Genomic DNA, 12,032 nt, shown 5'->3' with positions numbered 1-12,032 from the left:
CTTGAAGGAGGAAACGAACATGCCATCAAACAAAATGCTTGGAACCGTCCTGATAGGAGCAGCCGCATTTTTAATGCGCAATAAGAAAACCCGTGAAAAAACCATGAGTCAAATAAGATCCCTAGCCACACCAGAAACCATTGATAAGGTGAAGAGCCAATTCCAATCAATAACCAAAACAAAATCAAGTAACCCATCCGTACGTTAAGGTGAATTGACCCCATTAGTTATTCTTAATGGGGCTTTTTTTATGGTTTAGTGAATTCATCATGCCGGTAAAAGGAAAAGCACTCGTTTCTTTCGAAGACCATGGACAGGCATTCAAAAGTACAAGTGCTTTCATGAGGAATCAATGATCATTCAGCTTCATCTTCGCCGTCATTTTCTTTATTGAACCAAAGCGGATCCTCATTATCGACTTCACCATTATAATTAATCAGGATTTCTTCTCCTGCTTTTATGTCGGTATAAGCAAAGAAATCAAACGTATGATTCTTGAAGTTTATGTCATACGTAGCGTTGGGTGTATAAGAATGATTAAATAGCATGCCATAGCCTAAAAGCATGGCAGTATGGTTAATTCCATATTCAAACGCATAATCAGCCAGCAATGTCTTCTCAATGAAAACATGCTCCTCGTTCGGATATGCAATGACTGGTGCCTCATGCAAAAGCTCACCTTTTTTAATATCTCGTGTTGCGAATACGCCTCTATTGAACTCGCCATCACTGAGTGTGGAAGTTTTAACTTCAATCATGTTCGTCACCTACTTGTTCTATTCAATATAGTCCAGATCATCTAAGCTTGACAGTTAATAAGAAGAAAAGCAACTATTTTACGGAATTAATCATTTTTAGTAAAAGAATCAGTTTGTTTTTATTGAGGCCCCGCCTGTACCGTAGGACGGAATTCTTCACATGAAGGACGAAAAAAGGGAATGAATGGCCGAAATGATCCTCGGAAGGTAGACCAATACATAAGATAAAAACACCTCCGCCAGCAGGGAAGCTAGGGAGGTGGTTGATATATAGGTAAATCTGTTAATTCACACCGACAGCAGTAAAGGCATTTTTGACAGCCGTGACTTCTGCACTGCTTGAACCGTATAAATCAGAGGCCGATTGTATGACGGCCGCTCTGGCTTGTGAAAAAGTAGACGACGAAGTTAAATATGTTGTGTTTGCCCGATAAAAGATGGTTCCTAGTTTATCGATGCCGATTCCGGATACACTCACGCCATGGTGGGTTCCGCCTGCAGAGATTAAATAAGCTGCCTTATTAATGATTCCGCTGTTCGTGTGGACTCCGCCATTATCACCCGTTCCTGTATAACGGTTCGAATAATGGTCAGGGTCCCCATTCAATGTTGGATTAGCCATCGAGCGGAGTGCATCACCGGAAATATTAGGTGTGTAAATATCTTCCCCGACCAAATAATCGGCTTTGGCACTTTGATTCTTAAATTCTACGACAGTGCCAAAAATATCAGATATCGCTTCATTCAGAGCACCGGATTCATATTGATAGGTAAGGTTCGATTCCGAGGAAGTGACGGCATGCGTCAATTCATGCGCAACGACATCGAGCCCGCCGGACAATGGGATGAACGTCGTGCCATCTCCATCACCGTAAACCATTTGGGTGCCATCCCAAAAAGCATTATTGTATCTTGAGCCATAATGGACGGTTGATTTCAGGATGGTTCCATTACCATCATAGGAGTTCCGGCCAAATGTGGATTTGTAATAATCATAGGTTTTACCCGCATAATAATGGGCATCCACCGCAGCTTTATCGGCAGAAGCAGTAAAAGTATTTGTTGTGTTGGAAAAGAGTGTACCAGGCAATCTTGAACGGTTATTGGCGTTATACGTGTAGATGCCTTTACCGCGTGTATTGTCTTGTAAGTAGTATTGACCGTTGGATAAGGTAGTGTTCAGCGACACCGTATTGTTTAAGACGCCAGTGCCCGTTCCGACGGAGTTGGTCCCCGTCACTTCATCCAATGTATTATATTTATTCAGGATTTTACCCGTTTTGACTGAAATGAAATAATTATGATTTCCTGGTTCCGGACTTAAGAATTTCAAATTGACTTTATATACATAATCGGCCTTGCCTTCATTTGCGTATACATACAGGTCAGATTCAGGTGATTGCTCGTAGGCAGGTGTGAACCCCAGATCCGCTTCAGCTATTTTGATAGCTTCGGATTCACTGATGCCTTTTTTAGCCTTTTTCCCTAATTTCGTGTTTAGATTGGCTTCAACCGTACCGGACACGACTGTCAATACACCTTTAGCGTCAATCAATACGGCTTGTGTGGAATTCCATACTGGTACGCCTTTATAGGTTTGTTGCAATTTAAGGACGGTATTGCCCAGTTCATCCTTGCTTTCTTTCTCGATCGTGAAGGAGTCCTTCGCCTTTTGCTTTTCTAGCTTGTAAGACTTTTTGTTCTCATCAAAAAAGGTAAGAATGATATCTTCTGCCGTTTGCTTTGAGGGGTCCGTAAGCTTCCCAGACTTGTATTCTAGCGAATCCCTATGCTTATTGTACTTTTCAACACTCAACACATTTTTTGCCGCTAAAGCTTCTTGATGGGGAATAGCAGAAAATAATAGACCGATTGATAGTGCAGTTCCTAAAAATACCTTACCTTTCATAACACTCAACTCCTTCATGAGAATACCTCATTTTTACATCGTTTCATAATTATTATCAAATGGAGAAAACTCGCGAAAAATATGACATTTAAAGGAATAAAATGGAGAAAAATGGATTTTAATAGAAATATTCTTTGAATATATTCTTTTAGTAATATTTGGAATGTATTTAAATTAAACCAAATGAATAAATGTGCAAAAAACCATGGCATAATGTGCAAAAAAGCATGGCGTATAGTGCAAAGAAATTTGTCTATTGAAGGCATTTTTTTGGATAATCTGTTGAAAATTGCGCTTTGCAAACTTGGCATGAAAATTGCATATATTCAGAAAAGGAATTCGAATTGTAAATTAGGTCTATTTGAGAGTCTATGAAATAGGAAAATTTATTAAATGATTTCCCCATATATGAAAGCGCTTATATAGAAAGGGATGAAAAATTATGATACCAAAACAAGAAAATGACATCTTGCATCCTCCAAAGCAAGAAGAACAAGGGTTAAAGCGCGGTTTGAAATCCCGCCATTTAACGATGATTTCCATTGGAGGGGCTATTGGTACCGGGCTGTTCCTCAGCAGCGGTGCAGCCATTCATACAGCTGGGCCAGGCGGGGCATTACTTGCTTATGCCTTAGTTGGGGCAATGGTGTACTTCGTGATGACGAGCTTAGGGGAATTGGCGGCCTTTATGCCGACAAGCGGCTCTTTCAGTACCTATGGATCGAAATTCGTCGATCCGGCATTTGGTTTTGCCTTAGGATGGACGTATTGGTTCAATTGGTCGATGACGATAGCCGCAGAGTTGGCAGCCTCGACAATGATCATGAAATTCTGGTTTCCGAATAGTCCATCATTGTTATGGAGTTCATCATTCTTGGTGCTCATTTTCCTATTGAACTATTTATCCGTAAAAGGATATGGTGAAGGGGAATACTGGTTTTCCTTCATAAAAGTAACCGCCATCGTTATTTTTATTATCGTCGGGCTGCTAATGATCGTCGGCATTATGGGCGGCGAAGCGGTAGGCTTTAAAAACTTCACCGTCGATGACGCTCCTTTCCCGGGCGGGTTCATGGGTGTCTTCATCGTTTTCATAGCGGCTGGCTTTTCTTTTCAAGGTACCGAAATTGTCGGTGTGGCTGCCGGGGAAAGTGAAGATCCTGCACGGAATATACCGAAGGCCATTAAAAGTGTCTTCTGGAGGATCTTGCTCTTTTACGTATTGGCAATCTTCGTAATTGGACTGCTTATCCCTTATACGAACTCGAGTTTGCAAGGTGATAACGTCATGGTAAGTCCATTCACGCTCATTTTTGAAAAAGCTGGAGTGGCCTTTGCCGCTTCGCTTATGAATGCCGTCATTTTAACAGCGGTATTATCTGCAGGTAACTCTAGTCTATATGCATCTACCCGTATGCTATATTCAATGGCAAAAGATGGGCAAGCACCGCGTATTTTTGCAAAACTTAATAAACGCGGCGTACCGGTTGCAGGCATGATTTTGACATGCTCCATCGGCATGCTGGCCTTTTTAGCCTCCATATTCGGCGATGGTAAAGTGTATATTTGGTTAATGAATGCCATCGGAATTACAGGATTCATCTTTTGGCTCGGCATTTCCATCAGCCATTACCGTTTCCGGAAAGCGTTCATCGCTCAAGGCCATTCATTGGAGAAGCTGCCATATAAGGCATTATGGTTCCCGATCGGACCGATTTTTGCCATTTTAATCGGCATGATCGTCATCCTGTCCCAAAATATCCAAGCCTTTTTCTCAGACCATATCGATTGGGGCAGTGTTGTAGCTGCATACTTAGGGATTCCGCTTTTCCTTGGTCTATGGCTTGGCTATAAATTTATAAGAAAAACTAAATTCGTTAAACTTGATGAAGTCGAATTTGACTTTGACAAAAAATATGAATGAACAAGCTTAAAGTAAAAGCAGCCGGACAATATGTTTTAAATTGTCCGGCTTTTACTTGTTTTCTATAGGCTCATTATCAAAAGCCGGGAAGCTGATTCCTGGTTTTTTATTTTTATTAATTGGGAATTTATACAAATGTTATGGAGGGTGTTATATGATAATCGTAAACTCAGCTAAATTGCATGTACGGAACGACTGGAAGGCTTTTACTATTTTCAAGGGAAAGGGAAGGTGCACGGCTGATGACCTTATTGACTCATTTAAAAGTATTGGACTTTTCAACGTTACTGCCAGGTCCATTTGCCACTTTGATGCTAGCGGATTTAGGAGCGGATGTTTTGAAGGTGGAGAGGCCGGGGACAAAGGATTCATGGGGTGTGAACCAATATCTTAACAGATCGAAGAAGTCGATTACACTGGATTTAAAACAATCCGAGTCTATCGAATCCATAAGAAACCTAGTGACGGAATACGATATCATCATTGAACAATTCCGTCCAGGTGTCATGGAACGTCTGGGTCTGGGGTATGAGGCATTAAAATCGATCAACCCGAAGCTGATTTACTGTTCCATCACGGGCTACGGCCAGACTGGTCCCTATAAAGACCGACCGGGACATGATATCAATTATATTTCGATAGCAGGCTTATCAGGCTATTCTGGTACGAAAAAGGACGGCCCGGCAAAAAACGGAACCCAAATAGCAGATCTTGCCGGAGGCTCATTGCATGCTGTCATCGGAATATTATCTGCAGTCATACACAGGGAAAGAACAGGATTCGGCCAAGCCATCGACATCAGCATGACCGACTGCAGTTTTGCCTTGAATGCCATATCCGCACATCTGAATTTACAAGGTGGCCTTGAACTTGAACCAGAAAAACTGATGCTGAACGGAGGGTCTTTTTATGACTTTTACGAAACGAAAGATGGACGCTATTTTTCAGTAGGCAGCCTTGAGCCCCCTTTCCGAAAAGCATTATGTGAAGCGATTGGTGCACCCGGATTATATGAGCTGAGCATGAAAAGCGATGAAGAAAGCGGAATCAGGTTTAAAACGGCCGTCCGGCTGGCTTTCCTTGAAAGAGATTTTCATGAATGGCAGGAGATATTCGCTGAATTCGAGGCCTGCGCAGAACCAGTGCTGACTTTCACCGAAGCGGCTGAGCATCCCCAATTGAAGGAGAGGGGAATGATCGTCGAGGTACCTGACGGAAAAGGGAATGTCCAGAGGCAAATCGCCTGCCCGATCAAAACATCGGTTTTCACCCCTGGATATAAACATGCAGGCTTGGAGCCAGGACAAAACAACGCAGAAATCCTTCGCACCCCCAATCGCTAAATAAAGATGTAAAGGCTATCGCTTTTCCGAGGTTTTTGGAAGGTGATAGCCTGTTTTTTTTGAATGCCGGAAAAAGCAGGGGGAGGGTCGATATGATCGTTCGAAGGTCGAAGTAAAGCGGAAGGAGAACAATTATCCTCTTATCATTTGTGGAAAGCAACATATTACCACTGTGAAAATTTACTAGTTATAACCAGTGTGGGCAGGGTATCAGAGTAGCATCCTGGTAAGAAAATCGCTGGTAAGGAGGGGGTTAGTTAAATATGTTTGGTCTCTCTGATATCATTAAATTTCTATTTTCCTTTTTTTTGATCATGCCGATCGTTACACTGATACATTTGAGCGGGCATATTTTCTTTGTTACGATCTTTGGGGGATCAGAAAAGAAAATCTTGATCGGGTGTGGTAATAAGCTTTTCGCCTTTCGGAACATAGAGGTGAGGAAATATTATTTTTGGAATGGGACTTGCGAGTTCAAGGGTTTGAAACATGATAATCGATTGACGAATACCCTGATCTATTTAGGGGGGGCTATCTTTAATTTAATCAGCATGCTGATCATATATAGCTTAGTGTATCAGAATATCCTGGACAGCTCGGTAATCTGGTATCAATTTATCTATTTTTCTTTTTATATTATGTTTTTCTCCCTGTTTCCGATGTATTTCTCGGACGGATCGCCTAGTGATGGGAAGGCTGCTGAATTGGCCTTGAGGAACAAGCTGGAAGATAGGGTGACGGATGATATATTCGTGAAGAAAATGGAGGATGATGATAGCTGCAAGTAAAAAGGGAACGTCCAGATGGCCGTTCTTTTTTGTTTGCTTTCAGTTTTAGGGTTTTAAGTATAAACCTAATCGGCACGCTTATATTGAAGCCGATTAGGTTGTTCGAATCCTGTAAATAAGTTTTAAAGTCTCCGTAAAATAATCATTCCCATACTTCTTTCGCAACATCAACGACGAATTTCAGCTTTTCCCATTGCTGTGCCTCGGTTAGCTTGGTGCCGTGATGTGTAGAGGCGAAGCCGCATTGAGGGCTTAAGCATAATTGTTCGAGCGGAACGAATTGCGATGCTTCTTTAATGCGTGCCTTAACAGCTTCCTTGTCCTCGATTTCTCCATTTTTTGAAGTGACGACACCCAGTACGACCCGTGCACCGCCATTTGGAATGTATTCCAATGGTTTGAAATCCCCTGAGCGTTGATCATCATATTCCAAGAAGAATCCATCCACTTTTTCTTTTGCCAATAAAGTTGGGGCGATACGGGCATAGCTTCCTTCAAACGCCCATGTCGACTGGTAGTTTCCGCGACATAGATGGGTAGTGACGATAAGGTCTTCTGGTTTGCCTTCCAATGCGCCATTAATGACTCGAAGTGCAAGATCAATTAATTGTTCCCTCGTATATTTTCCATCTTTGAACTGGAAATCCGGAGCTGAAAGTCTGGCAATATATACATCATCCAATTGAAGATAACGCACACCTGCTTCATAAAAGGCTTTCAAAGCATGCTGATAGGCGTTGATGATATCATTTGCATAGTCTTCAATATCAGGGTAGACGTCTTCATTATGAATGCCTGCAGCAAATAATTGATTCGGACTGGGGATTGTTTGCTTGGCAACGGCACGTCCGTTCACGATTTTGTTCAATTCAATGAAATCACGAATGAAGGGATGTTCAGGGTTGAATGAAACCTTCCCGGTATTGCGAACATTATATCTCTCTGTTTCGACACCATCGAATGTGAGGCCTTTTTCAGTTACATATCCCTCGATGCCATTTAAATGTTCGAGGAAGTCAAAGTGCCACCATGTTCGTCTGAATTCACCGTCCGTAACGGCCTCTAAACCAACTTCGATTTGTTTATCGACGATCCGATTGATTTCTTCAGTTTCAATTTCACGAAGCCGCTCAGCTGAAATGGTACCTTCCTTAAAGTCCTTCCTGGCAATATGTAAACGTTCCGGTCTTAATAAACTTCCGACGTGGTCCGCCCTGAATGGTGCTTTCGTTAATGTGATTGACATGTTGATTCCTTCTTTCCTTTTAAAAATAAAAAACCTCTTCTTAAAAATAAGAAGAGGTGTTGGCAACAAAGCTATATACTCTTCTTATCTTCAAGTTTTTACACTTCTGGAATTAGCACAGTACAAGATCAGTCTGTTGCTGAGGCATCAAAGGGCCAGTCCCTCCACCTCTCTGGATAAGAGTTGTCTATTAAATTAACTATGACTATACAGGTAGTTTTTATGAAGGTCAAGGGGTGGAGCTGGAATATTTTGAATATACCGTTTATTAATCCGGGCTGGAATGTTAACGGCATCAGGGAATCCGGCATATGCTTTGAGTGGGGAGGGAATGCAAGGATGAGTCCATTCAAAAATGGCATACCGATTACGGTAACTGAAGCCATGATAGAGAGAATCATAAAAATGAAATCATCTGGTCAGGAGATTAAAGTCGAAATTACGCCAAGTCATATTGTGCTTTCCGGAACGATGGAAGTGAAAAAAATGATGTTTAAGAAAAACGTGGCTTTCCGGATTACATTAAAACCGATTCATGTGGAAAAAAGAACGATTTCATTTGAATTAGTCGAAATGGAACCCATTGACAGGAATTTCATCAACCAAAGGATATTTAACAGACCGCCATTTTTTGAATATGAAAAAAGAGCGATCAAAATGAATGTTAATGCTTGGAGCATCGTGAGAAAAATTCCCATTGGCACAATTAAATCGTATGAACTCGTCGAAGGTGCATTGAAAATGAAACTCTCTTTATGATTCAAGGGGATATTTTACATATATCCTTTGCCGCAATCTATAAAGGGTGTGAAAGGTATGATAGTGTTAAGGTTACATGGTTCATGAAAAAATGTGTTTGATAAATCAAGTTCTTTAAAATATACTAAATGACTTGAAGTTTTGAGTTTTTCTGGTAATGAGGAGGATAATGATGGATCAGAAGATTTTGCCTGCTTCAGCAAGTATGAAGGATTTTGAAAGATTTCTAGAAAGTTCCTATGAAATAGGTGTGTTTCTTGATTTGCATATCTCACAATTGAAAAATGTAAGTATGATGGCCAAGCAGCATAATAAGAAAATGATTTATCATGTCGATTTGATCCATGGCATAAGAAGTGATGAGTACGCGACAGAATTCATTTGTCAGGAATATAACCCCTATGGGCTGATTTCGACTAAATCAAGCGTTATATTGAAGGCGAAGCAAAAGGGGGTCATTGCCATCCAGCGAATCTTTTTAATAGACTCACATGCGCTTGAGAAAAGTTATAAGCTGGTGCAGAAAACCAAGCCGGATTATATCGAAGTATTGCCGGGCGCCATGCCATGGATGATAAAAGAAGTGAAGGAACGATTGCAAACACCGATTTTTGCAGGCGGCCTCATACGTACTTCGGATGAAGTCCTGAATGCCCTTGATGCCGGCGCCTCGTCAATCACCACTTCAAAAACTGAATTATGGGATATCGTCTAATAGGGAAAAATTGAAAAAAATTACAGTATAATAGATTAATTTTTCATAAAATATTGACAGCGTTTTCATAACCTAGTATATTTTACAGTACAAGTTAATATATGTGACGGAGACTAGGAGATTCACAACAGATCTATTCATAATTCCTTTATGAATATAGTTCTGCTGTGGATCTCCTTTTATTTGTTGGCAAGGTTTAAAAAATTATCAGGGGAGGGTTTTATCATGACTCCATTTTGGGGAGAAGTGTTAGGCACGATGATTTTAGTTTTATTCGGAGCAGGTATTGGGGCAGGTTCATCCTTAAAGGGTTCCTATGCAAAAGATGCCGGCTGGATCGTTATCACGATTGCGTGGGGATTGGCGGTTACCATGGGTGTTTTTGCAGTGGGTTCCATAAGCGGGGCGCATTTAAACCCGGCGGTCACAGTAGGTTTTGCCATTATTGGAGAATTTCCATGGAGTGATGTGCCCGGTTACATCGTTGCCCAGATGATTGGCGCGATACTCGGCGCAACTCTAGTATTCCTGCACTATTTGCCACACTGGAAAGCTACGGATGATCCAGGGGCGAAGCTTGGTGTATTCGCGACTTCACCTGCAATCCCGCACACATTTTCAAATCTATTAAGTGAGATGATTGGAACTTTCATCCTTATTCTTGGTCTATTATTTATAGGGGCCAATAATTTTACAGAGGGTCTAAACCCATTCGCAGTCGGGTTATTGATTGTCGTGATCGGGATGTCACTTGGGGGAACGACAGGATACGCCATTAACCCGGCCCGCGACCTGGGGCCGCGCATCGCTCACTTTTTGCTGCCTATACCTGGTAAAGGAAATTCCAACTGGGGCTATTCATGGATTCCGGTCGTTGGACCGATTGTAGGGGGTTCACTTGGTGCCGTTTGTTATAAAGCATTTTTTATGGGGGAAATAACGGCAGGATTTTGGTCTGTTATGGGTGCAAGCCTGGTACTATTGATAGTAGCCTATGCTTTTGGTAAAAAACAGTCACATGAATTGGATAGCAGAAATATCGCTAGTTAATTAAAAGGAGGGACATACACAATGGAAAAATACATTTTATCATTAGATCAAGGAACAACAAGTTCGAGGGCGATTTTATTTAATGAAAAGGGGGAAATCGTCCATTCCTCCCAAAAGGAATTCACACAGCATTTCCCTAAACCAGGCTGGGTCGAACATAACGCCAATGAGATTTGGGGGTCGATCCTGGCGGTGATCGCCGGTGTACTATCTGAATCCAGTGTAAAGCCAGAGCAAATTGCCGGTATCGGGATTACCAACCAGCGTGAAACGGCAGTCGTTTGGGATAAGGAAACAGGTACGCCTGTCTATAATGCGATTGTATGGCAGTCCAGGCAAACAAGTGGAATCTGTGATGAGTTGAAGGAAAAGGGACTTAATGATTTATTCCGGGATAAAACGGGATTGTTGATAGATGCCTATTTTTCCGGAACGAAAGTGAAATGGATCCTCGATAATGTGGAAGGGGCGCGGCAAAAGGCGGATGAAGGCAAGCTGTTATTCGGTACCATCGATACTTGGCTGATCTGGAAGCTATCAGGAGGCAAGGCTCATGTAACGGACTATTCCAATGCATCCCGGACATTGATGTACAATATCCATGAACTGAAATGGGATGAAGAACTGCTTGAGATATTGACTGTACCAAAGTCGATGCTGCCGGAAGTGAGGCCTTCCTCTGAGGAATATGCACGTACGATCGAATATCATTTCTTCGGCCAATCGATTCCGATCGCCGGGGCAGCCGGTGATCAGCAGGCAGCATTATTCGGCCAAGCCTGCTTTAAGGAAGGAATGGCTAAAAATACGTATGGAACAGGCTGTTTCATGCTCATGAATACAGGAACCAAGGCTGTCAGCTCCGAACACGGACTATTGACGACCCTTGCTTGGGGCTTGAATGGGAAGGTCGAATATGCACTGGAAGGCAGTATATTCGTAGCTGGCTCCGCCATCCAATGGCTCCGCGATGGCCTGCGGATGCTGCATGATGCCAAGGACAGCGAGGACTATGCAAAACGGGTGGAAAGTACGGATGGAGTATATGTGGTACCAGCTTTCGTAGGACTTGGAACTCCATATTGGGACAGCGAAGTGCGGGGAGCCGTTTTTGGTTTGACACGCGGAACATCAAAAGAACATTTCATTCGCGCCACACTTGAATCACTTGCGTATCAAACGAAGGATGTCCTTGATGCAATGGAGGCGGATTCAGGAATCGAGCTGCAAACATTAAGAGTGGATGGCGGGGCAGTCAAGAATGACTTCTTGATGCAATTCCAGAGCGACTTATTACGTGTGCCCGTCGAGAGGCCGACCATAAACGAAACTACAGCATTAGGTGCTGCATACCTAGCCGGCCTTGCTGTCGGGTATTGGAAGGATCAAGAAGAAATCTCCCGGCAATGGGCGGTGGACAAAACCTTTGAACCATCCATGGAAGAGCAAGAAAGTGAAAAATTATATGAAGGCTGGAAAAAAGCCGTACATGCCGCTATGGCGTTTAAATAAAAAACAACATGAATTCTTTCTCAAATGA

11 protein-coding genes and 1 riboswitch are annotated in these 12,032 nt (G+C 42.3%); of the genes, 8 read left to right on the top strand and 3 right to left on the bottom strand.

Going from position 1 to position 12,032, the window contains the following annotated elements; all coding sequences use genetic code 11:
* Positions 1-19 precede the first annotated feature (19 nt).
* Complete coding sequence (locus NYE65_RS09985; RefSeq protein ID WP_034310424.1) at positions 20-208, top strand: hypothetical protein; 189 nt, start codon at positions 20-22, stop codon at positions 206-208.
* 148 nt (positions 209-356) lie between these two features.
* On the opposite strand, the gene NYE65_RS09980 is transcribed toward NYE65_RS09985, so the two are convergent.
* Both NYE65_RS09980 and NYE65_RS09975 read right to left on the bottom strand, forming a co-directional pair.
* Positions 357-758: an SET domain-containing protein gene (locus NYE65_RS09980; RefSeq protein ID WP_034310428.1), complete on the bottom strand. Its 402-nt coding sequence runs from the start codon at positions 756-758 to the stop codon at positions 357-359.
* 283 nt (positions 759-1,041) lie between these two features.
* Positions 1,042-2,667 (bottom strand): M4 family metallopeptidase, encoded by a 1,626-nt coding sequence (locus tag NYE65_RS09975; RefSeq protein ID WP_328177361.1) that lies wholly within the window; start codon positions 2,665-2,667, stop codon positions 1,042-1,044.
* 442 nt (positions 2,668-3,109) lie between these two features.
* On the opposite strand from NYE65_RS09975, the gene NYE65_RS09970 reads away from it, so the two are divergent.
* The 3 genes from NYE65_RS09970 to NYE65_RS09960 all read left to right on the top strand — a co-directional run bounded on the left by NYE65_RS09970 (position 3,110) and on the right by NYE65_RS09960 (position 6,722).
* Positions 3,110-4,591 (top strand): amino acid permease, encoded by a 1,482-nt coding sequence (locus NYE65_RS09970; protein ID WP_230134420.1) that lies wholly within the window; start codon positions 3,110-3,112, stop codon positions 4,589-4,591.
* Positions 4,592-4,833: 242 nt separating this feature from the next.
* Positions 4,834-5,934 (top strand): CaiB/BaiF CoA transferase family protein, encoded by a 1,101-nt coding sequence (locus NYE65_RS09965; RefSeq protein ID WP_340860845.1) that lies wholly within the window; start codon positions 4,834-4,836, stop codon positions 5,932-5,934.
* Positions 5,935-6,197: 263 nt separating this feature from the next.
* Positions 6,198-6,722 (top strand): membrane protein, encoded by a 525-nt coding sequence (locus tag NYE65_RS09960; RefSeq protein ID WP_034310431.1) that lies wholly within the window; start codon positions 6,198-6,200, stop codon positions 6,720-6,722.
* Positions 6,723-6,864: 142 nt separating this feature from the next.
* On the opposite strand, the gene NYE65_RS09955 is transcribed toward NYE65_RS09960, so the two are convergent.
* The gene (locus tag NYE65_RS09955; protein WP_340860843.1) at positions 6,865-7,968 is read right to left on the bottom strand and encodes a 5-methyltetrahydropteroyltriglutamate--homocysteine S-methyltransferase; all 1,104 of its coding nucleotides are present in this window, start codon (positions 7,966-7,968) and stop codon (positions 6,865-6,867) included.
* 81 nt (positions 7,969-8,049) lie between these two features.
* Positions 8,050-8,151: riboswitch (SAM riboswitch) on the bottom strand.
* 156 nt (positions 8,152-8,307) lie between these two features.
* Here NYE65_RS09955 and NYE65_RS09950 point away from each other — a divergent pair.
* The 4 genes from NYE65_RS09950 (at position 8,308) to glpK (ending at position 12,004) form a co-directional block, all read left to right on the top strand.
* Positions 8,308-8,727 (top strand): hypothetical protein, encoded by a 420-nt coding sequence (locus NYE65_RS09950; RefSeq protein ID WP_328177364.1) that lies wholly within the window; start codon positions 8,308-8,310, stop codon positions 8,725-8,727.
* A gap of 172 nt (positions 8,728-8,899) precedes the next feature.
* Complete coding sequence (locus NYE65_RS09945) at positions 8,900-9,442, top strand: glycerol-3-phosphate responsive antiterminator (protein WP_048683275.1); 543 nt, start codon at positions 8,900-8,902, stop codon at positions 9,440-9,442.
* A 225-nt stretch (positions 9,443-9,667) separates the two neighbouring features.
* Positions 9,668-10,492 carry an MIP/aquaporin family protein gene (locus NYE65_RS09940; protein WP_034310441.1) on the top strand — a complete coding sequence of 275 codons (825 nt, stop codon included), beginning with the start codon at positions 9,668-9,670 and terminating at the stop codon, positions 10,490-10,492.
* 21 nt (positions 10,493-10,513) lie between these two features.
* Positions 10,514-12,004, top strand: a complete 1,491-nt coding sequence (gene glpK / locus NYE65_RS09935; protein WP_268591487.1) for a glycerol kinase GlpK — start codon at positions 10,514-10,516, stop codon at positions 12,002-12,004.
* Positions 12,005-12,032 lie beyond the last annotated feature (28 nt).

This window comes from Peribacillus sp. FSL R5-0717 (genome assembly GCF_038002945.1).
GTDB classification, from domain to species: Bacteria; Bacillota; Bacilli; order Bacillales; family DSM-1321; genus Peribacillus; species Peribacillus frigoritolerans.
This window is presented reverse-complemented; position numbering and strand designations above follow the sequence as displayed.